22 protein-coding genes are annotated in these 22,477 nt (G+C 68.0%); 5 read left to right on the forward strand and 17 right to left on the reverse strand.

What is annotated here, in order from left to right; all coding sequences use genetic code 11:
• Nucleotides 1-20: 20 nt before the first annotated feature.
• Nucleotides 21-899, forward strand: a complete 879-nt coding sequence (locus OG300_RS19735) for a UTP--glucose-1-phosphate uridylyltransferase (RefSeq protein ID WP_405498040.1) — start codon at nucleotides 21-23, stop codon at nucleotides 897-899.
• A 226-nt stretch (nucleotides 900-1,125) separates the two neighbouring features.
• Nucleotides 1,126-2,163: an alpha/beta hydrolase gene (locus OG300_RS19740; RefSeq protein WP_405498042.1), complete on the forward strand. Its 1,038-nt coding sequence runs from the start codon at nucleotides 1,126-1,128 to the stop codon at nucleotides 2,161-2,163.
• A gap of 18 nt (nucleotides 2,164-2,181) precedes the next feature.
• On the opposite strand, the gene OG300_RS19745 is transcribed toward OG300_RS19740, so the two are convergent.
• Nucleotides 2,182-2,625, reverse strand: a complete 444-nt coding sequence (locus tag OG300_RS19745) for a MarR family winged helix-turn-helix transcriptional regulator (RefSeq protein WP_405498044.1) — start codon at nucleotides 2,623-2,625, stop codon at nucleotides 2,182-2,184.
• A gap of 56 nt (nucleotides 2,626-2,681) precedes the next feature.
• Here OG300_RS19745 and OG300_RS19750 point away from each other — a divergent pair, with 56 nt between their 5' ends.
• The gene (locus OG300_RS19750) at nucleotides 2,682-3,701 is read left to right on the forward strand and encodes a hypothetical protein (protein WP_405498046.1); all 1,020 of its coding nucleotides are present in this window, start codon (nucleotides 2,682-2,684) and stop codon (nucleotides 3,699-3,701) included.
• Here the strand turns inward: OG300_RS19750 and OG300_RS19755 are convergent.
• A complete protein-coding gene (locus OG300_RS19755) occupies nucleotides 3,698-4,237 on the reverse strand; it encodes a TetR/AcrR family transcriptional regulator (protein ID WP_405498048.1) in 540 nt (179 codons plus the stop codon). The genes OG300_RS19750 and OG300_RS19755 overlap by 4 nt on opposite strands.
• A gap of 108 nt (nucleotides 4,238-4,345) precedes the next feature.
• Between OG300_RS19755 and OG300_RS19760 the strand changes: the two genes are divergently transcribed.
• Complete coding sequence (locus OG300_RS19760; RefSeq protein WP_405498050.1) at nucleotides 4,346-4,759, forward strand: organic hydroperoxide resistance protein; 414 nt, start codon at nucleotides 4,346-4,348, stop codon at nucleotides 4,757-4,759.
• Nucleotides 4,760-4,765: 6 nt separating this feature from the next.
• Here OG300_RS19760 and OG300_RS19765 read toward each other — a convergent pair whose 3' ends face one another.
• From OG300_RS19765 to OG300_RS19775, 3 genes are all read right to left on the reverse strand, one after another.
• On the reverse strand, nucleotides 4,766-5,302 hold the full coding sequence (locus tag OG300_RS19765) for an NlpC/P60 family protein (RefSeq protein ID WP_405498052.1): 537 nt from the start codon (nucleotides 5,300-5,302) through the stop codon (nucleotides 4,766-4,768).
• A 224-nt stretch (nucleotides 5,303-5,526) separates the two neighbouring features.
• The gene (locus OG300_RS19770) at nucleotides 5,527-6,339 is read right to left on the reverse strand and encodes a carboxymuconolactone decarboxylase family protein (protein WP_405498054.1); all 813 of its coding nucleotides are present in this window, start codon (nucleotides 6,337-6,339) and stop codon (nucleotides 5,527-5,529) included.
• Nucleotides 6,340-6,379: 40 nt separating this feature from the next.
• Nucleotides 6,380-6,652, reverse strand: coding sequence for a hypothetical protein (locus tag OG300_RS19775; RefSeq protein ID WP_405498056.1), 273 nt, complete (start codon nucleotides 6,650-6,652; stop codon nucleotides 6,380-6,382).
• A 128-nt stretch (nucleotides 6,653-6,780) separates the two neighbouring features.
• On the opposite strand from OG300_RS19775, the gene OG300_RS19780 reads away from it, so the two are divergent.
• Nucleotides 6,781-7,365, forward strand: a complete 585-nt coding sequence (locus OG300_RS19780) for a TetR/AcrR family transcriptional regulator (RefSeq protein WP_405498058.1) — start codon at nucleotides 6,781-6,783, stop codon at nucleotides 7,363-7,365.
• A gap of 55 nt (nucleotides 7,366-7,420) precedes the next feature.
• Here the strand turns inward: OG300_RS19780 and ileS are convergent, their stop codons facing one another.
• From ileS to murD, 12 genes are all read right to left on the reverse strand, one after another.
• Nucleotides 7,421-10,576, reverse strand: coding sequence for an isoleucine--tRNA ligase (ileS, locus tag OG300_RS19785; RefSeq protein WP_405498060.1), 3,156 nt, complete (start codon nucleotides 10,574-10,576; stop codon nucleotides 7,421-7,423).
• Nucleotides 10,577-10,878: 302 nt separating this feature from the next.
• The gene (locus OG300_RS19790; protein WP_405498603.1) at nucleotides 10,879-11,082 is read right to left on the reverse strand and encodes a hypothetical protein; all 204 of its coding nucleotides are present in this window, start codon (nucleotides 11,080-11,082) and stop codon (nucleotides 10,879-10,881) included.
• 129 nt (nucleotides 11,083-11,211) lie between these two features.
• On the reverse strand, nucleotides 11,212-12,042 hold the full coding sequence (locus tag OG300_RS19795) for a DivIVA domain-containing protein (protein WP_405498061.1): 831 nt from the start codon (nucleotides 12,040-12,042) through the stop codon (nucleotides 11,212-11,214).
• Nucleotides 12,043-12,114: 72 nt separating this feature from the next.
• On the reverse strand, nucleotides 12,115-12,417 hold the full coding sequence (locus OG300_RS19800; protein ID WP_405498063.1) for a YggT family protein: 303 nt from the start codon (nucleotides 12,415-12,417) through the stop codon (nucleotides 12,115-12,117).
• A gap of 491 nt (nucleotides 12,418-12,908) precedes the next feature.
• The gene (gene sepF, locus OG300_RS19805) at nucleotides 12,909-13,706 is read right to left on the reverse strand and encodes a cell division protein SepF (protein WP_405498065.1); all 798 of its coding nucleotides are present in this window, start codon (nucleotides 13,704-13,706) and stop codon (nucleotides 12,909-12,911) included.
• A gap of 104 nt (nucleotides 13,707-13,810) precedes the next feature.
• Nucleotides 13,811-14,584, reverse strand: coding sequence for a YggS family pyridoxal phosphate-dependent enzyme (locus OG300_RS19810; protein ID WP_405498067.1), 774 nt, complete (start codon nucleotides 14,582-14,584; stop codon nucleotides 13,811-13,813).
• Nucleotides 14,581-15,321, reverse strand: a complete 741-nt coding sequence (gene pgeF / locus OG300_RS19815) for a peptidoglycan editing factor PgeF (protein WP_405498069.1) — start codon at nucleotides 15,319-15,321, stop codon at nucleotides 14,581-14,583. Before pgeF ends, OG300_RS19810 begins: the two co-directional genes overlap by 4 nt.
• A 157-nt stretch (nucleotides 15,322-15,478) precedes the next feature.
• Nucleotides 15,479-16,753: a cell division protein FtsZ gene (gene ftsZ, locus OG300_RS19820; RefSeq protein WP_405498071.1), complete on the reverse strand. Its 1,275-nt coding sequence runs from the start codon at nucleotides 16,751-16,753 to the stop codon at nucleotides 15,479-15,481.
• A gap of 337 nt (nucleotides 16,754-17,090) precedes the next feature.
• Nucleotides 17,091-17,933 carry a cell division protein FtsQ/DivIB gene (locus OG300_RS19825; protein ID WP_405498073.1) on the reverse strand — a complete coding sequence of 281 codons (843 nt, stop codon included), beginning with the start codon at nucleotides 17,931-17,933 and terminating at the stop codon, nucleotides 17,091-17,093.
• A 7-nt stretch (nucleotides 17,934-17,940) separates the two neighbouring features.
• Nucleotides 17,941-19,434 carry a UDP-N-acetylmuramate--L-alanine ligase gene (gene murC / locus OG300_RS19830; RefSeq protein ID WP_405498604.1) on the reverse strand — a complete coding sequence of 498 codons (1,494 nt, stop codon included), beginning with the start codon at nucleotides 19,432-19,434 and terminating at the stop codon, nucleotides 17,941-17,943.
• 91 nt (nucleotides 19,435-19,525) lie between these two features.
• Entirely contained in the window at nucleotides 19,526-21,028 is a 1,503-nt protein-coding gene (gene ftsW / locus OG300_RS19835; RefSeq protein ID WP_405498075.1) for a putative lipid II flippase FtsW, read from the reverse strand.
• Nucleotides 21,025-22,467, reverse strand: a complete 1,443-nt coding sequence (murD, locus tag OG300_RS19840) for a UDP-N-acetylmuramoyl-L-alanine--D-glutamate ligase (protein WP_405498605.1) — start codon at nucleotides 22,465-22,467, stop codon at nucleotides 21,025-21,027. The genes ftsW and murD overlap by 4 nt, the downstream gene beginning before the upstream one ends.
• Nucleotides 22,468-22,477: the final 10 nt, after the last annotated feature.

Here is a 22,477-nt window from a genome sequence, read left to right on the forward strand (position 1 = left end):
CGGTGTGTGATGATCGGACCATGACGATTCGGAAGGCCGTGATCCCCGCCGCCGGGATCGGTTCGCGCCTGCTGCCGCTGACCAAGGCGATCCCCAAGGAAATGCTCCCGGTGGGCGACAAGCCGGTCATCGAACACACCGTCCGCGAGCTCGTCGCCTCCGGCATCACCGACATCACCATCGTGGTGAGCAATGGAAAGTCCTTGATCCAGGACCACTTCCGCCCCAACCCGGCCCTGGTCGCCCAGTTGCACGCCGACGGCAAGGCCGCCTACGCCGACGCCGTCGAGGAGGTCGGCGAGCTGAGCCGCCGCGGCCACATCACCTACCTCGACCAGCACGGCCCGTACGGCAACGGCACCCCGGTCCTCAACGCCGCCCGCCACCTGGGCGACGAGCCGATGCTGGTGCTGTGGCCCGACGACGTGTTCGTCGCCGGGGTGCCGCGCGCCCAGCAGCTCATCGACGCCTACGAGAAGACCGACGCTCCGGTGCTGGCGCTGATGCCGATGGACCCGTCGGAGTCGCAGCGCTACGGCGTCCCGGTGGTCGAGGAGACCGCGGGCGAGGGCCTGATGCGCATCAGCGGCCTCAAGGAGAAGCCCAAGCCGACCGACGCGCCCTCGTCGTACGCGGCCATCGGCGGCTACGTGGTGACGCCCGGCATCATCGCCGAACTGCGCAAGCAGGTCGACCACTGGTACACCCACCGCACCGGCGAGGTGTACCTGACCGACGCCATCAATATCTTCGCCGCCGAGAACCCGGTGTACGGCCAGGTGATTCGGGGTAGCTGGTACGACACCGGCAACCCGCTCGACTACCTCACCGCGCAATTCGCCTCGGCGCTGGCGCATCCCGAGTACGGCCCGCTGCTGCGGCAGCTCGTCGCGGAGTAACCCTCGTCACATCCGGGACCGCGCGGTAGCACCGCGCGGCCCAGTTGGCATGCGCCGCAACGCATTGTGATCCGTCCCGACCCCGCGCCCCCGCGATTGTGGATTCTGTCAAAACCCGAAACATCGGGGCACGGTCAGCGATGATCCTGACGGGTCGGGACACCCGTTAGATCGAAGGTCGGTTTTGCTAGGCGGATTCGGTACCCGGGCGATGACGCTCGTGGCCATGTGCGTTTCCCTGGTCGGCAGTTTCACCCTCGCCGCAGGCGCGGGCAGCGCGCAAGCCGCTCCCCCGGATCCGATCATCGGCTCCACGAAACTCGCGGCCACCCCCGTCTCCGCGGACGGCAGCCGGATCAGCTCCTTCGAGATCCACGACGCGCGCAATCTCACCCTGCACGTCCATTCCGCCGCCATGGGAACGGATTTCGCGGTCGACGTGCAGCGCCCGGCCGACGCCTCGCGGCCGCGCCCGGTGCTGTACCTGCTCAACGGCGCGGGCGGCGGCACCGACACCGCCACCTGGAAGCGCAATACCGACTCCACCCAGTTCTTCGAGGACAAGAACGTCAACGTGGTGATGCCGATCGGCGGCGCGTTCACCTACTACACCGATTGGCGCACCCCGGATCCCCGGCTGGGACAACCGATGTGGAAGACCTTCCTCACCGAGGAACTGCCACCGATCGTCGACGGCGCGCTGGGCTCCGACGGGCTCAGCGCCATCGCGGGCATGTCCATGTCCGGCACCTCGGTGCTGCAACTGGCCATCGCGCAGCCCGGCCTCTACAAGGCGGTCGCGGCCTACAGCGGGTGCGCGCAGATCAGCGATCCGGTCGGGCAGAAGTTCGCCGATCTGGTGGTGTCGGTCGGCGGCGGCAATCCGGTGAACATGTACGGGCCCATGGACGATCCGGCCTGGGCGGCCAATGATCCACTGCTGCATGCCGATGCGCTGCGCGGGCTGGGTCTCTACATCTCCAACGGCAGCGGACTGCCCGGCCGCCACGACAATATCGCCGACCTGCGCAGCCTCGGACCCGCGGACGGCGGTCTGCCACAGCAGATCCTGGTCGGCGGCATCCTGGAGGCGGCCAGCGACTGGTGCGCCCGCAACCTCAAGACCCGGCTGCACGATCTGCACATCCCCGCCACCTTCGACATCACCCAGGCGGGCACGCATTCCTGGGGTTACTGGCAGGACGCCCTGCGCGCCTCCTGGCCGGTGCTGGCCAAGGGCCTCGACCTCGCCGAAACCAGCTGAGCCGCAGGCTGTTGCGGGTCACTCGTCGGCGGCGTTGTAGCGGGTGAGATATCCGGCCAGGCGCTCGAGGTCGGTGTCGTCCCAGTCGTGGACGCGGTCGGCGAAGGCGTCGGTGCGGCGGCGCGCGGCGGCGCGGGCCAGGCGACGCCCCTCCGCGGTGGCGCGCAGGACATGGTTGCGGCGATTGGCCGGATCGGACTCGCGAATGAGGTAGCCCTCCGACTCGAGGGTCGCGACCTGACGGCTGACCGTCGACTTGTCGAGGTGGAAGTGCCCGGCCAGATCGGCGGCCAGACAGCCGTCCCGCTCGATCACCAGATCGAGAATGCTCGACGCCACCAGTGACAGCTCCGGATGCAGTTCGCTGGCCCGGCCGCGCGCCCGGCGGGCGAAGGCGGTGAGCTCGCGCTGTATGACCTCGATCGCACGGGCCCGGTCCGGGAATGCCGCCTGTTCATTCATGGTTGTAGAGTACAACTTCGCTTGGTTGTATTTACCAACTATTGGAGATGAATCGCATGGCCTCGCCTCAGATCCGGCACGTCGCCGTCCACCTGCTCACCCCGCTGCTCATGTGCCTCGGCATGGGACTGGCCTACCTCGGCGCGTTCCACCAGCCCGAGCCCAACCACCTCGCGGTCGCGGTCGTCGGCGACAGCCCGCAGGTCAAGGTGCTGGCGCAGACGCTGAAGGACAAGGGCGGCAACGCCCTCGACGTGATCACCGTGCCGACTCGCGACGACGCCGTGAACCAGTTGCGCCACCGCGATCTGGCCGGGGCCTACGTCCCGGACGCCCAGCATCCCGAATTGCTGGTCGCCAAGGCCGGATCCGACACCACGGCGATGGCCGTCGAACTCGTCTTCGATCAGGTCGCCACCAACCAGGGCGTGCCGCTGACCACCACCGACGTCACCACCCCGAGCTCCGGCGACCCCACCGCGCAAGGCATCTTCTTCCTGCTGGTGGCCCTGAGCATCGGCTCCTACGGCAGCGTCGCGGCCATCGGCGCGGCGGGCGCGGGACTGTCCATGCGGATTCGCGCGCTCATCGGACTGGTCACCTCGCTGGCGGTGAGCCTGATCGGCGCGGCGCTGGCGGGCCCGATCTTCCATGTGGTCGGCCACGATCTGGCCGCGGTATGGGCGATGGGCTGGCTGTACTCGGCGGGCATCATCTTCGTCGGCATCGGGCTGCACACCTTCCTGAAGCGCTGGACCACGCTGGTCATGATGGTGCTGTTCGTGATGCTGAACTTCACCAGCTCCGGCGGCGTCTACAGCCCGTGGCTGCAGAACGACTTCTTCGGCACGCTGCACCGGTTCTGGAACGGCGCGGGCTTCGTCGAGGGTGCGCGCGGACTGCTGTACTTCGACGGCGCGGGCTTCGGCAGCCGACTGGCCGCGCTGTTCGCCTGGTTCGCCGCGGGCGTGGCGCTCATGATGATCGCGGCACTGGCCGAGAAGCGGGCGGCCGCGAAGGAACTCGAATCCCCGGTCGAGGCCGAGGCGGAGATGGAGGAGACGGTCGGCGTCTAGCGAACAGCCAAGTGCGACAGGGCGGTCCGGATTCCCACCCGGACCGTTTCGTCGTCGCCGAGGCCGCCGCTCATGGCGACGCCGTCCCGGGTGAGCAGCAGTGCGCGAGCGGTGATTTCGACTTCTCGATGCCCGGCGGTGCGCAGCCGCTCGGCCATCAGGTCGCGGAACCAGGCGCGGTAGTCGTCGACGACGCGCCGCACGGCGTGTTCGGGATTCGGAAACTCCACTGCCGCATTGAGAAACGGGCAACCACGGAAGCCGGGGCCGCAGCTGAGTTCGCCCAGCCGCTCGAAGATGCCGGTGATGGAGTCCACGCCGTCGCCGGGGATGGCCTCCAAAAGCGCACGCTGGCGGGCGTATTCGCTGGTCAGGTAGGCGACGACGAGGTCGTCCTTGGTCTTGAAGTGGCGGTAGAAGGTGGCCTTCGCGATGCCGGCCTCGGCGATGATGCGGTCGATGCCGACGGTGTGCACGCCCTCGTTGTAGAACAGCCGGGTGGCGGTGTCGAGTAGACGTTCGCGGGCCTCGCTCATGGCCGACCAGCGCTCCTTCCGAAATCGAATCTCCTGTTGACGATAGCAGACAGATCTGTCTACTCTGTAGTCGAACGTGAACAGACAAGTCTGTCTAGGGAGATCACTATGACCACGCTTTTCACCTCATCCGCCACCTCGGTCGGCCGCGAAGGCCGCTCGGTCAGCTCCGACGGCTACCTGGACCTGAAGCTGGCCCAGCCCAAGGCGGTCGGCGGCAGCGGCGACGGCACCAACCCGGAGCAGCTGTTCGCGGTGGGCTACTCGGCCTGCTTCGCCGGCGCGCTGCAGGCCGTGGCCCGCAACCAGGACATCGACCTGGGCGACACCTCGGTCACCGCCGACGTCAGCCTGCACAAGGACGAGGAGACCGGCTTCGGCATCTCCGTCGTGCTGCACGTCGAGCTGCCCGAGCACCTGCAGAACGCGCAGGGCCGCGAGCTCGTCGAGGCCGCCCACCAGGTATGCCCCTACTCCAAGGCCACCCGGGGCAACATCCCCGTGGAACTGGTTGTGGAGTAACCGAATTCAGAAGAACCGGCGGATCGTGTACACGTCGAACTGCGCGAGCGGGGTCAGTCCCACCGGGACACCCCAGTCGTAGGCGTTGAGCACATTGCCGCCACCGGCGTAGATGCCGACATGGGAGGCGTCGCCATTGAGAATGACGACGTCTCCCGGCTGTATCGAGCTGTTGGGCACTTCCAGCCCCGCGTCCGCCTGCTGCCAGGTGGTGCGCGGCATATCGATGCCGACACTGCGAAAAGCCCACTGCACCAGCCCCGAACAGTCCCAGTCGTCCGGACCGGTGCCACCCCACCGGTAGGGCTTGCCGGTCTGGGTGGTGGCCAGGCTCAACGCGACCATGGCGCGCGGACTGGCGATGGGGATCTGCGCCGAACCACTGGCGCTGCCCGAGGCCGAACCACTGGCACTGCCGGACGCCGACCCCGACGCGGAACCACTGTCCGCGTGGGCCATTCCGGCGGCCAGCGCGGCGGCCAGCGCCAGCACCGAGGTGGTCGTGACGAACGAGCCGAATCGTTGTAGCAGCCTTCGAGCCATGACGCGCCCCTCTGATCGGGATACCGCGGGAACCGCTTCAGCAAGACATGAATTAGCTAGCTGATAGCCGTTCTATCGCAACAGTCACAGGGGCCACAAGAGAACCATGGCTGGCGTGTCGCGAGACACATCTCACCGCGACTCGGTATTGACTGATCAGAGCGTATTGTGACGCGCCGGCAGCACGCTGTCGCCGAACCTGCCCGCGAGTGTTTGCCGATCGTTTACGACTCGCGCTGAGCCAGCACCTCACGCAATGCCGCGATGCCGTTGATCGCGGCCGGGAACCCGGCATAGGACGCCATCTGCGTGATGACCGCGACCGCCTCCGCGACCGTGCCGCCCACATTCAAAAGTCCGTGCAGATGCACCCGCAGCTGCGGCGCGGCGGTGCCCATGGCGGTGCAGGCCGCGATGGTGATCAGCTCACGGGTCGGCAGGTCCAGCCCGGCGCGGGAGTACACGTCGGCGAAGGCGAACTCCACGAGATAGCGAGCTAGGTCCGGAGCGGTGCCCGCGAGGGTCTCGAAGATGTGGTCGGCGGCGTCACCGTCGACCTCGGTGAGCTTGCGCAGGCCGCGCTCGTACCGCTGTCGGCTGGTCTCCTCGGGCCGGATCTGACTGTCCCCCACCGGATTCCCGGCCTCGGGGCGCTCGGCGAAGGCGGCCCGGGCGATGGCCAGCGCGTTGAGGACGGCGGGGAAACCCGCGTACAGGCCGATGTGGATGATGGTCTCCACCACCTCCGCCGGCGTGACCCCGACATTGAGCGCGCCGTCGATATGCCAGCGCAGCTGCGGGGCGGCGGTGCCCATGCCGGTCAGGGCCGCGACGGTGGCGAGCTGACGTTGCGGCAGGGTCAGGCCGGGGTCGGAATAGACGTCGCCGTAACCGAATTCGACGACGTAGCGGCCGAGGTCGGGTGCGAGGTCGGCGAGCCGATCGACCACCGCGCGGCCGCTGAGCCCGCCCACCTCGTCGAGGACGGACAGTCCGCGCCGGTAGCGGTCGGCGGTGCCGGTTTCGGTGAAAGTCATGACTCCTCTTTCGATTTCGACGGAAAAGCGCGAACGACGGTCAGCGGTGCGACCGCAGGGTGAGGTGGTGGTCGGCCTTCATCAGCAGCGGGATGAGCAGGTAGGCCGAGGTGGGGACGACGATGCCGGTGAGCGCCAGGGTGCGCAGCAGCAGCGGCAGGCTCGCCAGCGCCGGGCCGAGCAGGGCCAGCGCGAGGGTGATGGTCGGGTAGACGGCCAGCCAGGTGATGAGGGCGCGGCGGTGGACCGAGGGGGCCGGGGTGGCGGTAGCGAGCGTGACGCTGGTGGTCGGCACTGTGGTGAAGGTGGTCATTGTTCGCTCCTAGCGACCGCGTTCCCGATTCGAACGAGACGGTCCGTCTCGTCTCACAAGAATCTAGATCGACGCCCCCGCCGTGTCAAGACGAGACGGTTCGTCTCGCTCAGAGGTATGATCGATCCATGTCACCGCCCCCGAACCCCGAATTGCGCAGCGCCCGATCACATCAGGCGATCCTGGACGCCACCTTCGACCTGGCCGTGCGCAAGGGCTACGGCAAACTCACCATCGAGGCCATCGCCGCCGCGGCCGGAGTCGGCAAACAGACCATCTACCGCTGGTGGCCGTCGAAGGGGGCCATCGCGCTCGAGGCCATCAACCACCAGATCGGCTCCGCCACCGACTTTCCCGACACCGGGGACATCGCCGCCGACCTGAAGACCCAGGTCACCGGACTGTGCCGGATGTTCGCCGGGGACGTGGGCTGCGTCTACCGCGGCGTGATCGCCGAGGCCCAGCACGATCCGCAGCTGATGGCGATGGTGCGCGACACCTTCGTCGAACCGCGCGCCACCGCGGGCATGCGCCGCCTCGAGATCGCCATCGCCGCGGGGCAGATCCGCGGCGACCTCACTCCCCTGGTCATGACCAACATGCTCTACGGGCCGATCTACGTCCGCTTCCTGCTCGGCCTCGGGGACCTCGACGATGCCCCGGAGATGGTGGAGCCCATCCTCGACGGCCTGCGCCCGAGGCCCGGCGCCTGAGCGAACGACAAAGGGGCGGAGCCGAATCGGCCCCGCCCCCGCGTCGCTGCTTCGACTACGCCTTGGTGATCGACACCTTGACGCCGCCGACGATCTCGGCCGCGTCCGCGCCGGTCGCACCGAAAGTCAGTGCGGTGGCGAGGACTTCACCGGCGATCAGGTCGCGGTGGGTCTCCGCCCAGCCCAGCCGCTCGGCCGGGACGTCGAGGACCACGGTGATGCGGTCGGAGACGTCCAGCCCCAACGACTTACGGGTCTCCTGCAGGTCGCGGATGAGGTCGCGGGCCCAGCCCTCGGCCTCCAGCTCCTCGGTGACCACCGAATTCAGCACCACCAGACCGGCATTGCCGGGCAGCGCGGCGGTGGACTCGGGTTCGGCGGCGACCAGACGCTGCGTGTATTCCTCGGGCAGCAGCGCGATTCCGGCGGCGGTGACGGTGCCGTCGGCGGCCTCGCTCCAGTCTCCGGCCTTGACCGCCTTGATGACCGCCTGCACGTTCTTGCCGATGCGGGGACCGGCGGCGCGGGCGTTGACGACCAGTTCGAAGCGGCCGTGCGCGGCCACATCGGAGGTGAGGTCGACACGCTTGACGTTCACCTCGTCGGCCACCAGATCCGCGAACGGCGCCAGCCGCTCGGCATCGGCGGCAGCCACCGTGACCTCCGAAAGCGGCAGGCGCACACGCAGATTCTGCGCCTTGCGCAGGCTCAGCACCGTCGAGCACACCGTGCGGACCTCATCCATCGCGGAGACCAGCTCCGGATCGGCGGGCAGCTCGGAGGCACTCGGCCAGTCGGTCAGGTGCACCGAGCGCTCACCGGTGAGACCGCGCCAGATGACCTCCGACAGCAGCGGCAGCAGCGGGGCGGCCAGCCGGGTGGTCACCTCGAGCACCGTGTGCAGGGTGTCGATGGCATCGCGGTCCTCCTCCCAGAACCGCGAACGCGACCGGCGCACATACCAGTTGGTGAGCGCGTCGGCGAAGGTGCGCAGTTCGTCGCAGGCGGTCGCGATGTCGTAGACCTCGAACGCGTCGGTCATCACGTCGCGGGTCTGCGCCAGCTTCGCCAGGATGTAGCGGTCGAGAACGTTCTTCGAGTCCGTGCGCCACTCGCCGGGCTGAGTCGCGTACAGCTGCAGGAACGTCCACGCGTTCCACAGCGGCCGCAGCGCCTGCCCGACACCCTCACGGATGCCGCGCTCGGTGACGATCAGGTTGCCGCCGCGCAGCACCGGCGACGCCATCAGGAACCAGCGCATGGCGTCGGAGCCGTCACGGTCGAAGACCTCGTTGACGTCCGGGTAGTTGCCCTTGGACTTCGACATCTTCAGGCCGTCGTCGCCGAGCACGATGCCGTGCGCCACAACCGACTTGAACGCCGGACGGTCGAACAGCGCGGTCGAGAGCACGTGCAGGTTGTAGAACCAGCCGCGGGTCTGACCGTTGTACTCGACGATGAAATCGCCGGGGCTGTGCGGAGCTTGGTCGCCCGCGCCCTCGAACCACTCCTTGTTCTCGAACGGGTAGTGCACCTGCGCGTACGGCATCGAACCCGACTCGAACCAGCAGTCGAGGACCTCGGGGGTGCGCCGCATCATCGACTTCCCGGTCGGGTCATCGGGATTCGGGCGCACCAGATCATCGATCATCGGCCGGTGCAGATCGTCCGGACGCGTGCCGAAGTCATGCTCGAGCGCGTCGAGGGAGCCGTACACGTCCACGCGCGGGTAGGCCGGATCATCGGAGACCCAGACCGGGATCGGCGCGCCCCAGTAGCGATTTCGGCTGATGTTCCAGTCGCGCGCGTTCTCCAGCCACTTGCCGAACTGGCCGTCGCGGATGTGCTCGGGAACCCAGGTGATCTCCTGGTTGAGCTCCACCATGCGGTCGCGGAACTTGGTGACCGCCACGAACCAGGACGGCACCGCCATGTAGATCAGCGGCTGACCCGAACGCCAGCTGTGCGGGTACGAGTGCTCGATCGTCTCGTGCCGCAACAGCTTTCCGGACGCCTTGAGGTCCTTGATGATGACCGGGTTGGCGTCGAAGACCATCAGGCCCTCGTACGGCGGCACCTGCGAGGTGAACTTGCCGCCCGCGTCGAGGGGCTGCACGATCTCGATCCCGTTGGCGGTGGCGACATCCATGTCCTCCTCACCGAAGGCAGGCGCGAGATGCACGATGCCGGTACCGGAGTCGGTGGTCACGTAGTCGGCGGTCAGCACGCGGTGCGCCTTCGGGTGACCCAGGAAGAAGTCGAAGGGCGGCAGGTAGTCCAGGCCCGCCAGCGCCGCACCCGAATGCTCGGAGAGCACCTGCGGTTCCTCGCCGAACTCGCGCGTGTAGTGCGACACCCGCTCGGCGGCAAGCACATACCGCTTGCCGTCCTTGCCCTGGATGTGGGCGTAGGTGACGTCCGGATGCACGGCGATCGCGAGGTTGGACGGCAGCGTCCACGGGGTGGTGGTCCAGATCAGGGCGTTCGCGCCGTCGAGGACGTGCAGCGGATGATCGGCCGGAACCCGCAGCGCCATGTCCACGGTGACCGCGGGGTCCTGGCGCATCCGGTAGGAGTCGTCCAGTCGCGCTTCCTGATTCGACAGCGGGGTCTGCTCGTACCAGCTGTAGGGCAGCACCCGGAAGCCCTGATAGATCAGGCCCTTGTCGTACAGCGACTTGAACGCCCACATGACCGACTCCATGAAGTCGAGGTCGAGGGTTTTGTAGTCGTTGTCGAAGTCGACCCAGCGCGCCTGGCGCGTGACATAGTTACGCCACTCACCGGTGTAGCGCAGTACCGAGGATTTGCACGCGGCATTGAATTCCGCGAGCCCCATGGCATCGATCTGTGATTTGTCCGTGATACCGAGCTGCTTCTCGGCTTCGATTTCCGCGGGCAGGCCGTGAGTATCCCAGCCGAAACGGCGTTCGACCTTCTTGCCGCGCATCGTTTGAAATCGTGGGATCAAATCCTTGACGTATCCGGTCAGCAGATGGCCGTAGTGCGGCAGGCCATTCGCGAACGGCGGACCGTCGTAGAAGACGAATTCCGGTGCATCAGAACGGTTCTCGATGCTGGCCCGGAAGGTGTCGTCGGCCGCCCAGTAGTCGAGGACCCGCTGCTCCAGCTCAGGGAAGGACACCTGACCGCTGGTCCGGCTCAGATCTACACGGGGGTACGCGTTTCGGGTGGTCGTCTCTTCCGCCATCGCGGCGTCTCCGTCTCCTCGTGCCATCCATGGGCACGGGGACGATGCCGACGCCGGTGCGCCGTAACCGCGGTACCACCCCGCTTGTCCGGCCTGGCAAGGGCGGAAACCCTTGTGCGACCGAACCTCTCGTTGCGAGCTGTGACGGGCTCACCCGTTCGGTTCTACTGAGCATCCCCCCGGAGGAGGACCGCCGTTCTTCCGAAGACTCCCCGGTGATGGCCGGATCAACGCCGCCTGACTACTGAAAGTCTAGCGGGACGGGTCCAGTGGATATTCCCCGGGACCCTTCCCCCCCATCCCTAATGCTTCGCGTGTCTGCCACCGGGCCGCGAGGACGTGTCCTCCTCATCGGTCCGCAATGACAACGCACTGACCAGCAGCAGCACCGCGCCGATCACGCACACGATGATGCAGCCCCACGCCCAGAGCACCGAACCGGTGGTCAGCGCGGTCACCAGCAGGCCGAAGCCGACGGCCGCCAGCGCAAGCGTCATGACGAGCAAGTGCACCACCCCCTCGTGTTGCTTCGACGGCGGTAACCGTCGGAGTCGGCTGCGAAAGGTTGGCGACGATGCCGGACGGACGGGGCGAGCACCCCATCCGGCGCGACAACAGTGGCCGTATGTACGACTTTACTTGCTGCCCTTGAGAAGTGCTCCGTTACCCTGCGCGCCCTCGTTGAACTCGCCGCCATCGACCGGGACCGCCGAACCACGGTTCTCCAGCTCCTCCAGCTGCGATTCCAGGTAGGACTTCAGGCGCACACGGTACTCGCGCTCGAAGGTCTTGAGCTGCTCGATGCGGCTCTCCAGCACGCTGCGCTGCTGGGTGATGGTGGCCATGATCTCGGTGTGCTTGCGCTCGGCGTCGGCCTGCAGGGCGTCGGCCTTCTCCTTGGCCTGGCGCAGCTGTGAATCCGAACGGGTCTGCGCGTCCGACAGCATGGCTTCGGCCTTCTGACGGGCGTCGGCGATCATCGCTTCGGAACGGGTGCGGGCGTCACTGACCAGTCGCTCGGAGTTGGCTCTCGCGTTGGAGAGCAGCTGCTCGGCCTCGGTCTTGGCATCCGAGGTGAGTCGGTCCGCCATTTCCTGAGCCAGCGAAAGGACCTTGGCGGCCTGCAGATTCGCGTCCGCGCTGGGCGCGTCCTGCTTGATCGGGGCGACCGGCACCGGGGCGGGCATGGGCGCGGGGGGCACGGGCGGAGCGGCCTTGATCGGCTCCGGCGCGATCGGCGCCTTCACCTGCTGGACCGCGGGGCCCCGGTTCTTCTTGGCGTCCGAAAGCTCGGCATCCAACTCGGCAACGCGCTGCCGCAGATCGGCATTCTCCTCGATGAGGCGGGAAAGCTCCTGCTCGACCAGGTCGAGGAAGGCGTCTACTTCGTCCTCGTTGTATCCGCGTTTCCCGATCGGTGGTTTGCTGAACGCGACGTTATGAACATCGGCGGGGGTCAGCGGCATGGAACGATCCCTTCACGCTTCGTATGGAGATCTAGCGGTAGATCTGGGCAAGCATTCTTTCGTGCCATTCTGTCACACCTGAGCTACCGACTGCCCTAGCTGGCCCGTGATCGACATCAGGATGAACACGATAAACAGCAGGACCATAATCGACAGATCGAGCCTAATTCCCCCAAGATTCACTGGGGGTATCAAACGCCTCAGGAGTTTCACCGGAGGATCCGTGATCGTGAAGACCACCTCCAGGATGACCACGACGAAGCCCGTCGGACGCCAGTCGCGCGCGAAGCTGCGGATGAACTCGACGATCACTCGGCTGATCAGCAGCAGCCAGAAGAGGAACAGCAGTAGGTTCAACACCTGGAACAGGGCCACCGCACCACTCTGCCTGAAGACTGAAGATCGTCAAAATAGAAACACGGTACTTTCGGCCGCGCCTTCTGCCCTCCGCTTCGCTGCGGGCGGGTTCGCGGCCCCTCATGTCACGTTCTTCCCTCCCTCCGCTCCGCCGCTTCGCTCCCCCGCTCCACTCAGTCCAGAACGTGACGGGCCGCGAACATGCAGGTAGACGGGTAGGAGTACCGCCGTTTGCCAGTGGGCGTGCGGAAGTGAGGGTGAGGGGCGGGTGCAGTGAGAGCAAGGACGCAAGATTCGCAGCCGGGCTATGGCCCTGGTCAGTGCGAGTGTGGAAATCCCCCAGCGAATTTTTCGCAACCCCCGTTGACGCAACGAAAGTCGTTGCCACTGCGTGCTTTCGGCGATGGACGCCGGGCCCTGGCACACTCCGGGCAGGTCCCCACCCTCGTCACGGTCGGCGTGCTCCTGAACTTCCCCAGCTCAGGTGCGCCCCGGTCAGAGGGTCGGGCTCACTTCTGGTTGTAGAAACCGTTCTCGGCCAGGCGGCGACGCTCATCGGCGGAGACGTCGACGTCGGCGGGCGAGAGCAGGAACACCTTGGTCGCGACCTTGTCGAACGAACCACGCAGCGCGAAGGCCAGTCCGGCGGCGAAGTCCACCAGGCGGCGGGCGTCGGAGTTGCTCATCTCGACCAGGTCCATGATCACCGGGGTGCCGTCCCGGAAACGCTCACCGATGATGGCGGCCTCGGCGTAGGTGCGCGGACGCAGCGTGGTGATCTTGGACAAGGGTCCTCCGTCCGCGAAGATCTGGGGACGGCTGGCCGCCTCGAGGCGACGCTCCTCGGCCCGCAGCTCTTCCATTCGCCGCTCGGCCTCGGTGTCGACGGCGAGTGCGCCGCGAGTCGTGCCACGCACCATCGGCGCGCTGCCGCCGCCCATGGTCCGGGTGCGGCTCGACGGTGCGGTCTCGATCCGGGTGGGACGACGGGACGGCTCGTAGCGATCGTCGGCGTCGTAGCGGTCGCGTTCCCGCTCCTCGGCGTAGTCGTCACGGCGGGCGGCGCTGTAGGCGGGCTTATAGGGCGCCTTGTACGCGGGCTCGCCGTAGGCGGGCTCGTCGTCGTAGCGGTCCTCGCCGTACCGGTCGTAGTCGCGCTCCCGTTCGGCGTAGGGCCGGGGACGACGCGGCTGAGCGCGGTCGTCGGCGGCACTCCGGGCCGGACCGCGATCGTCTACATAGTCGTCTTCGTAATCCTCGAGCGGAACCATCCCGAAGTACGCCTTGAACTTGTGCAGCGTGCTCATCTGGTCGACCTTCCTTCGGCCCCGGTTGGCCTGGGGTGTTGTCCTGCTCAGTCCTCGTCAGACACCAAGCATATGTTTCATGTGTGACTGGTGAGGTTTCTTTGCTACGCCGAGGTTATCGGTCGCGCGCCCATCAAGGCAGTACCGACACGCACGCAGGTGGAACCGTGCCGGACAGCTGCCTCCAGGTCCCCCGACATTCCCGCGGACAGCACGCTGGCCTGGGGATGTTCGCGCAACAGCGCGGTGTGGATGCGGGCAAGTTGCTCGAATGCGGCATCCGGCTCGACGTCCAGCGGCGGGATCGCCATCAGGCCCGCGAGCTGCAATGATTCTGCGCCCGCAACCTGATCGGCGAGCGCCCGCAGCGCCTGGTCACGGACGCCGCCGCGGGTCGGATCGGCGTCCAGACTCACCTGTAGCAGCACACGCAAGGGAGTGTCTCGGGAACCATCGTCCAGGGCCGCCCGAGTGCCCGCTTCGAGTGCGGTCGCCAGCCGGTCGCTGTCGACCGAATAAACGGTATCGGCCCAGCGTGCAACGGCTTTTGCCTTGTTGCGCTGCAGCCGCCCGATGAACTCCCAGCGTATCTGAGACAGTTGGCTCAGCTGCGCCACCTTGTCCCCGGCCTCCTGCTCCCGGGACTCACCGAACTCACGGCGGCCCAGGTTATAGAGGATCTCGATATCCGAGGCGGGGAAGAACTTGGTCACCGGCAGCAGCCGGACCGATCCCGGTTCGCGGCCCGCGGCGGCACACGCTGCGTCGATACGCTGAACGAGTGCTGACAGTGATGCCGAGAGCTGCGCGGTGCGATCCTCGCGCACAGTGACCTGCGCCGCATCGGATCCCGCTGCGGCGGCGGAACTTTCGATCATTCTCGAACCCCCTCGGATGACATCCAAATCACACCGGCGAGTCGTCCCGTCGGCGCGCCGCGTCGATGTGAGAAGAGCGTCTTGTCCTCGATGGTGCAGCGCGGGTCCACCGCCACCCCGCTCACGCCCGCCGCCTCGAGCTGACGGCGGATCCCGGCGCGCAGATCCAGACCGGGGGTGCCCTTGGCGGTGGTGGTCGCACTGCCGGGCAGATGCGCCTCGACATCGGCGCGCATGGCGGCGGGCACCTCGTACTGGCGACCGCTGGCCGCCGGGCCGAGGAAGGCGCCGATGCGCTCGGCACGCGCGCCGACCGACACCATCGCCTCGATCACCTTGGGCACAATGCCGATTCTCGCCCCGATCCGGCCCGCGTGCACGGCGGCGATCACGCCCGCCTCGTCGTCGGACAGCAGGATCGGCACGCAGTCCGCGGTCAGCACCACCAGTGCCAGATCACGCCGTGCGGTAACCAGCGCGTCGGTGGCGGGCACCGGCTCGGCGCGCGGTCCGTCCACGATCTCGACATTGCGGCCGTGGATCTGTTCCATCCAGACCAGCTGCTCCGGAGCCATCCCGATGTTCTCCGCGAGCCGAACACGATTGCGCCGCACGGCTTCCGGATCGTCGCCGACGTGGTCTCCGAGATTGAACGAGTCGTACGGCGCGGTCGAGAAGCCACCGGCCCGCGTCGTCACCACGCGTCTGGTCCGGAAAACCGGTGCAGCAGAAGTCATGCCGTCGAGGGTAGTGGCCACTCGACGGCAACCCCACAGCAGCACGACGAACGCGGAGTCATCCACAGGACAAACTCAGGGTTGTCCACACGACAAACGCGGAGCGCCCGCTCCGAAAGGAGCGGGCGCAAGGCCGATCCGGATGCGATGCGGGGAGTTATCCCCGGCGCATGAAGGAGGGGACATCCACATCGTCGTCGTCCGGCGGCTCGATGTGGGTGCGGGAGTTGTGGCCGATGGTGGGATCCACCGAGGCCGGGCGCTGGGCGCCGTAGGACGGCACCGGACCGCGTTCCACCACCGGCGGGGCCGGGGCGACGGGGGCCGGGGCGGGCTCGGGCCGGGCGGCGGGGGCGGGCTCCGCGGCGCGGGCCGGGGTGTAATCGGTTCCGCGACTGACGGATCCGGCCGACGCACTGGCGGTCGACGCGGCGGTGTTGCTGCTGCCGAAGCGGCCGACCGCGGGCTCGATGCGCCGGGCCGGGCCGCTGCCGTCGAAACCGGCCGCGATCACGGTGACCCGGACCTCGTCGCCGAGCGAATCGTCGATGACCGTGCCGAAGATGATGTTGGCCTCGATGTGCGCGGCCTCCTGCACCAGCGACGCCGCCTCGTTGATCTCGAACAGGCCCAGATCCGAGCCGCCCGCGATCGAGAGCAGCACGCCGTGCGCGCCGTCCATGGAGGCTTCCAGCAGCGGCGAGTTGATGGCCGCCTCGGCCGCCTTCACCGAACGTCCTTCGCCGCGTGCGGAACCGATGCCCATCAGGGCGCTGCCCGCGCCGGACATGACGGACTTGACGTCCGCGAAGTCGACGTTGATCAGACCCGGGGTGGTGATCAGGTCGGTGATGCCCTGAACACCGTTGAGCAGCACCTCGTCCGCCGAGCGGAAGGCGTCCATCAGGCTGACGGCCGCGTCGCCGAGCTGCAGCAGCCGGTCGTTGGGGATGACGATCAGGGTGTCGCAGGATTCGCGCAGCGCCTGGATGCCGGCCTCGGCCTGGCCGCTGCGGCGCTTGCCCTCGAACGAGAACGGCCGTGTCACAACGCCGATGGTGAGCGCGCCGAGTTTGCGGGCAATGCCCGCGACGACGGGCGCGCCGCCGGTGCCGGTGCCGCCGCCCTCGCCCGCGGTCACGAAGACCATGTCGGCGCCCTTGAGCACTTCCTCGATCTCGTCCTTGTGGTCCTCGGCGGCCTTGCGGCCCACCTCCGGATCGGCGCCGGCGCCCAGACCCCTGGTGAGTTCGCGGCCGACATCGAGCTTCACGTCCGCGTCACTCATCAGCAACGCCTGCGCGTCGGTGTTGACGGCGATGAACTCGACTCCCTTGAGTCCCTGTTCGATCATCCGGTTGACGGCATTGACGCCGCCGCCGCCGATACCGACGACCTTGATCACAGCAAGGTAGTTGTGCGGGGGCGTCATGGGCTCTCGCCTTCCTTCGATCTGAAACAGCTTGTCGTCTTCGGATACTCATCGTGCGCGGGTTTCTTGGCGTCGACCCGATTTGATCTCGGTCCGATAAACCCTCAACCATAGGTTCAGCGTTATGTCAAGTATCCGACTGGTGCCGAACGGTATTCGCAGCCACCGCGTTACTAGCGCAGGCGCGCCGCGACGAGTGACAGAATCTTGTGTGATTCCCCTCGTCCGGCCCACCTGGGCATCGTATCGTGGACGGTTGCCCACCGGTGCCGAGATCGGAACCGACGGTGCCCTTCCGGCAAACCACCGAAAATTTCGGTGGCCCAATGGGTACGGCTCACTTTACCGTGACCAGATTCGGACTCGAAACATCGAATACCTTGCCCGGCTGGGAAAGCAGCGGTCCGACCACCGCCGCCTTGCGCGAGGAGTCCACGGTTCCACCCCACAGCACAGTACGGCCATCGCGCAACTCCAGGGCAATATCCGAAACCGAGCGGGCGACAACCGCTCCCACGCCCACCTGATCTCGCAGACCGACCGGTATGGCAGCCATCACCGCGACCGCGGCCCGGGTGACCGGATCGTCCCCGCCCGGATGATCGGTGACCAGCTTGGGCACACCGGGTCCCGGCGGCTCGATCGCGAATTCCACGCTGTCGCAATCGAGCAGGTGCGTCCCGTCCGGAGACTCGAAGTACAGCACGGCGCTGCGCTCCACCACGGTCACCCGCACGCTCGACGGGAAAACCCGCTGCACGCGCGCCGATCTGACCTTGGGCAGCCGCGAAACCCGTTCGGCCAGCTGGTTGGTGTCCAGCCGCAGCATCGAACGGCCCTCGGGCATCTGCAACGCGTCGAGCACCTGCTGCTCGGGCACCGCGACCAGCCCGTCGACCCGCACGGTGCGCACGGCCAGCACCGGCGTGAAATAGGCGACCAGGCCGAGCGCCACCAGCAGCACGAAACCGGCCGCGACGCCGATCCGCACCAGCGGCGACCGCCAGGCGATCGTCACCCGTGATTCCCGGCGCGGCGCACGCCCTCGGCGCAGCCGCGCCCGCCTGGCGGCCGCCGCGGCGTCCGGATCGACCTCGGCCGCGGTGTCGTCCGCGAGCGGCTCGTCGTCCCACTCAGCCTCGGTGTCCGGCTGATCCCGGTCTCCCCCACCCGAACTCACTTCTCGCTCACCGCCCGTGCGAGGGTCGCGCGCGCAGCCCGTCGAGAATCTGGCTGCCCAGCATGGTGACATCGCCCGCGCCCATGGTGATCACCACGTCGCCGGGGCGGGCGAGCGCGCCCACCTGTTTGCCGACCCGCGACATATCCGGTTGGTAGTGCACGGGTTTGGTGACCGCGTTGGCCACCAGCGCACCGTTCACCCCGGGCAGCGGTTCCTCGCGCGCGCCGTACACGTCGAGCACGACCACCTCGTCGGCCAGCGACAGCGCGATGCCGAACTCGGTCGCGAAAGTGGCGGTGCGACTGTACAAGTGGGGTTGGAAGACCACGATGACCCGGCCCTGCCGCGAGCGGGCGCCGTCGCGCGCCTCCTGCGCCACCAGTTCGGCGGCGGCGGAGAGCACCGCGCGCACCTCGGTCGGATGGTGGGCGTAGTCGTCGAAGACCCGCACGCCGTTCTCGCGTCCGGTGAGCTGAAAGCGCCGGTGCACACCGCCGAAACCCTCCAGCCCCTGGATGATCTCGCCCATATCGGCTCCGGCGGCGCGGGCGGCCAGCAGGGCGCCGAGCGCGTTGAGCGCCATGTGCCGACCGGGCACCGACAGCCGCAGCGTGCGCGCGGCCGGTTCGTCGGAGAGCTGGAACACCGCGACACCGCCGACGTCGCGCGGTTCGAAGGACAGCAGTTGCGCGCCGACCGGCACCCCGGCCGTCGCGGAATCGATGGAGCCGTAACCGATCACCTCGATGCCGCGCGGATCCTCGGCGAGTTTCGCCACCGAGCGCAGCGCCAGCCCGAGCGAACCGGGATCGTCGACGCAGACCACCAGTTTCCCGCCGGGTTCGAGGCGGTCCACGAAGTCGTCGAAGACCTGCACGTAGGCCTCGTCGGTGCCGAAGTAGTCCAGGTGGTCGGATTCGATATTGGTCACCACGGCCACGTCCGGCGCGTACTGCAGCAGCGAGCCGTCGCTCTCGTCGGCCTCGGCCACGAAGATGCCGCCGGTGCCGTGGTGGGCGTTGGTGCCCGCCTCGTTGAGTTCTCCGCCGACCGCGAAGGACGGGTCGAGCCCGCAGTGCTGCAGCGCGACCACCAGCATCGAGGTGGTGGAGGTCTTGCCGTGGGTGCCCGACACCAGCAGCGTCTTGTGGCCCTGCATGAGCGAGGCCAGCACCGCCGGGCGCAGCAGCACCGGCACGCCGCGCCGATGTGCTTCCACCAGTTCGGGATTGGTCTTGGGGATGGCGGCGTAGGTGGTGACCACCGCGGTGGGCCCGCCGGGCAGCAGGTCGAGGGCGTTGGCGTCGTGGCCGATGCGCACCTGCGCGCCGCGCGCCTTGAGGGCGAGCACGCCGCGGCTCTCCTTGGCGTCCGAGCCGGAGACCATGCCGCCGCGGGAGAGCAGGATGCGCGCGATGCCGGACATGCCCGCACCGCCGATGCCGATCATGTGCACGCGGCGCAGATGTTCGGGTAGATCGGTCTGCTGCTCGGTCATCGAGCCGCCGGTCCGGTCGGTATCCGCTGCCTCGGTCATCGTCCCGCCACCTCCGTCACGATGCGCACTGCCCCTTTCCCGGCCCGCAGCCTCACCTCGAATTACCTCGTTCTCTCGCGTGTTTGGTGGGATAGCTGGGTTCCCAGGCCCGGGTGCCGCGCCAGGATTCGGTCGAGCGGCTGGTGCTGCCGCGCCGGGCCGTGTCCGAGTCGACCGCGCGTCGCGGATCCGATCCGTCCCGGCCGCGGGACGGCGGCAGCGCCCGTCGCTGCGGACTCGCCTTGACCTTGGGCTTCGGTTTGGCTTTCGCCTTCGCCCGGGCGCGCGCGGCCTGTGCCCGTGCGGGGGAATAGATTTCGGGGATGGGCAGTCGCAGCAGCTTGCTGAAGCGCCCGTCCTGCCCGTCGTGCAGGGCCGCCACCGCCTCGGGTTCGTGGCGGGCGGCATTGGCGATGATGCCGAACATGAGCAGGGTGATGGCCAGCGACGAACCGCCCGCCGACACCAGTGGCAGCTGCAGACCGGTCACCGGCAGCAGACCCACCACGTAGCCGATGTTGATCAGCGCCTGCCCGGTGATCCAGGTGGTGGCCGAGGCGGTCAGCAGTCGGATGAACGGATCCACCGAGCGCGACGCGATGCGCAGGCCGGTGTAGACGAACAGCGCGAAAAGCCCCAGCACCAGCGCACATCCGAGGAACCCGAGCTCCTCGCCGATGATGGCGAAGATGAAGTCGTTGTGCGCGTTGGGCAGATAGTTCCACTTGGCCCGCGACTGTCCCAGCCCGCGTCCCCAGATGCCGCCGTCGGCCAGCGAGAACTGGGCCTGCCGCGCCTGATAGCCGATGCCCTGCGGATCGTCGCCGGGATTGAAGAAGGCGCGCATGCGGTCGGAGCGGTATCCGGCCGACAACGCCAGGATCGCGGCCGCCACGCCGCCGGAGACCGCGATGGTGGCGAACATGCGCAGCGGCAGCCCACCGAACCACAGCAGCGAAGTCAGCACGATGCCCAGCGCGATGGTGGTGGACAGGTTGGGTTCCAGCACCACCAGGAAGCACACCAGCAGCCCGGCGGGCACCAGCGGCATGAGAATGTCCTTGTACCCGGCCTTTTCGGTCTGCCGGGAGGCGAGCAGGTGCGAGCCCCACACCACCAGGGTGACCTTGGCGATCTCCGACGGCTGCACCGACACGAAGCCGAGGTCGAACCAGCGCCGCGAACCCTGCACCTCGGAGCCGATGCCGGGGATCAGCACCAGCACCAGCATCACCACCGAGATCGCGAACACCGGGAACGACAGCTGCCGCATCACCCGCATCGGCACCCGCAGCGCGATATAGAACAGCAGCGCGCCCAGCACCGCGAACGTCGCCTGGGTGTAGAACAGCGAATACACCGATCCGTCACCGACATACGATTCGACGCTCGACGCCGAGAGCACCATGACCAGTCCGGTCACGGTGAGCAGCACCGCGATCGCGACCACCAGGTGGAACGACGCCAGCGGGCGGGCCAGCCACGCGCCGAACCAGGCCATGCGCACGCGGCGCGGGCCGCGGTCGGCGGCCCGGCGCGGCGTGGCGGTCGTCATTCGGTTCTCCCGATGTCCTTCTCGTCCAGGGCCTGCACGGCGGCGGCGAAGCTGCGCCCGCGGTGCGTGTAGTCGGCGAACATGTCCAGTGAGGCCGCGGCCGGAGCCAGCAGCACGGTGTCGCCGCGATGAGCGAACCCGGCCGCCACACGAACCGCGCGCGCCATCACCGCATCCGGCTCGATCTCGGTGAAGGGGTCACCCATTCGAGCATCGTCCCCCGAATTCAGCTCCACCACTGGGACATCGGGGGCGTGTCGCGCGAGTGCGGCGGCGATCACCGCCGCGTCCTGACCGAAGAGCACGGCGGCGACCAGGTGTTCGCGGGTTTCCTCGATGAGGTCCTCGACGCCCGCGCCCTTGAGCTGACCGCCCGCCACCCAGATCACGTTGGGGTGGGCCAGGATCGAGGAGCGCGCGGCGTGCGGGTTGGTGGCCTTGGAGTCGTCGACGAACTCGACCCCGGCCAGTTCCCGCACATGAGCCGCGCGGTGCGGGCCGACACGATGTTCCTGCAGGCCCTCCTTCACGAATTGCGGGGCCACATCGATGGATCGGGTGAGCGCGGCCGCGGCCAGCGCGTCGGCCACTCCGGCCGGACCCTGCGGGCTGATGTCGCCGACCTCGGCCAGGATCGCGGCCTTGGTGAAGGCGCGATCGAGCAGCTTGCCGTCGACCACACCGAGTTCACCGTCGGCGGGGACACCGATGCGGAAGCCGACGGTGCGGCGCGCCTTGGACTTTCGCGCCAGCGCGGCCGCGACCTGATCGTCGAGGCCGACCACGCCGACCCGGCCGGTGAGCGCCCGCGCCTTGGCGGCGGCATAGGCATCCAGCCCGCCGTGCCAATCCAGGTGATCCTCGGCCACATTGAGCACCACGCCCGCTTCCGGGCGCACCGAGGGTGCCCAGTGCAGCTGGAACGAGGACAGCTCGACGGCCAGGATCTGCGGACCGGGGTTGCGCCGCAACGCATCCAGGATGGGCAGCCCGATATTGCCGCACGCCACGCTGGGGATTCCGGCGGCGCGCAGGATCGAGTGCGTCATCTGGGTGGTGGTGGTCTTGCCGTTGGTGCCGGTGATGACCAGCCACTTGCGGACCGGGCCGTAGATGCGGGCCTGATCCACCCACCACGCGAACTCGACGTCACCCCACACCGGGATGCCCTCGGTGACGGCCGAGACCAGCACCGGGGAGTCGGGTCGCCAGCCGGGGCTGGTGATGACCAGCGCGAACCGGCGCAGCGCGTCCGGCTGCAACAGGTCCGCACAGGTGGCGGTGCCGAGGCCGAGTTCGGCGGCCTCCGCGAGCGCCTTCTCACCACCGTCGGTGACCACTGGGCGTGCGCCGATGTCCTGGAGCGGCTCGATCAGCGAACGTCCGGAGACGCCCCAACCGGCGACGAGAACATCACGGCCACGCAGGAATTCGAGCATGGGGCCCGGC

The sequence above is a fragment of the Nocardia sp. NBC_00511 genome (assembly GCF_045161165.1).
Taxonomy (GTDB): domain Bacteria; phylum Actinomycetota; class Actinomycetes; order Mycobacteriales; family Mycobacteriaceae; genus Nocardia.

Bases quoted from the DNA above. Each gene is read 5' to 3' on its own strand.
- OG300_RS19735 (WP_405498040.1), top strand. From the start codon at position 21: ATGACGATTCGGAAGGCCGTGATCCCCGCCGCCGGGATCGGTTCGCGC.
- OG300_RS19740 (WP_405498042.1), top strand. From the start codon at position 1,126: ATGTGCGTTTCCCTGGTCGGCAGTTTCACCCTCGCCGCAGGCGCGGGC.
- OG300_RS19745 (WP_405498044.1), bottom strand. From the start codon at position 2,625: ATGAATGAACAGGCGGCATTCCCGGACCGGGCCCGTGCGATCGAGGTC.
- OG300_RS19750 (WP_405498046.1), top strand. From the start codon at position 2,682: ATGGCCTCGCCTCAGATCCGGCACGTCGCCGTCCACCTGCTCACCCCG.
- OG300_RS19755 (WP_405498048.1), bottom strand. From the start codon at position 4,237: ATGAGCGAGGCCCGCGAACGTCTACTCGACACCGCCACCCGGCTGTTC.
- OG300_RS19760 (WP_405498050.1), top strand. From the start codon at position 4,346: ATGACCACGCTTTTCACCTCATCCGCCACCTCGGTCGGCCGCGAAGGC.
- OG300_RS19765 (WP_405498052.1), bottom strand. From the start codon at position 5,302: ATGGCTCGAAGGCTGCTACAACGATTCGGCTCGTTCGTCACGACCACC.
- OG300_RS19770 (WP_405498054.1), bottom strand. From the start codon at position 6,339: ATGACTTTCACCGAAACCGGCACCGCCGACCGCTACCGGCGCGGACTG.
- OG300_RS19775 (WP_405498056.1), bottom strand. From the start codon at position 6,652: ATGACCACCTTCACCACAGTGCCGACCACCAGCGTCACGCTCGCTACC.
- OG300_RS19780 (WP_405498058.1), top strand. From the start codon at position 6,781: ATGTCACCGCCCCCGAACCCCGAATTGCGCAGCGCCCGATCACATCAG.
- ileS (WP_405498060.1), bottom strand. From the start codon at position 10,576: ATGGCGGAAGAGACGACCACCCGAAACGCGTACCCCCGTGTAGATCTG.
- OG300_RS19795 (WP_405498061.1), bottom strand. From the start codon at position 12,042: ATGCCGCTGACCCCCGCCGATGTTCATAACGTCGCGTTCAGCAAACCA.
- sepF (WP_405498065.1), bottom strand. From the start codon at position 13,706: ATGAGCACGCTGCACAAGTTCAAGGCGTACTTCGGGATGGTTCCGCTC.
- OG300_RS19810 (WP_405498067.1), bottom strand. From the start codon at position 14,584: ATGATCGAAAGTTCCGCCGCCGCAGCGGGATCCGATGCGGCGCAGGTC.
- pgeF (WP_405498069.1), bottom strand. From the start codon at position 15,321: ATGACTTCTGCTGCACCGGTTTTCCGGACCAGACGCGTGGTGACGACG.
- ftsZ (WP_405498071.1), bottom strand. From the start codon at position 16,753: ATGACGCCCCCGCACAACTACCTTGCTGTGATCAAGGTCGTCGGTATC.
- murC (WP_405498604.1), bottom strand. From the start codon at position 19,434: ATGACCGAGCAGCAGACCGATCTACCCGAACATCTGCGCCGCGTGCAC.
- ftsW (WP_405498075.1), bottom strand. From the start codon at position 21,028: ATGACGACCGCCACGCCGCGCCGGGCCGCCGACCGCGGCCCGCGCCGC.
- murD (WP_405498605.1), bottom strand. From the start codon at position 22,467: ATGCTCGAATTCCTGCGTGGCCGTGATGTTCTCGTCGCCGGTTGGGGC.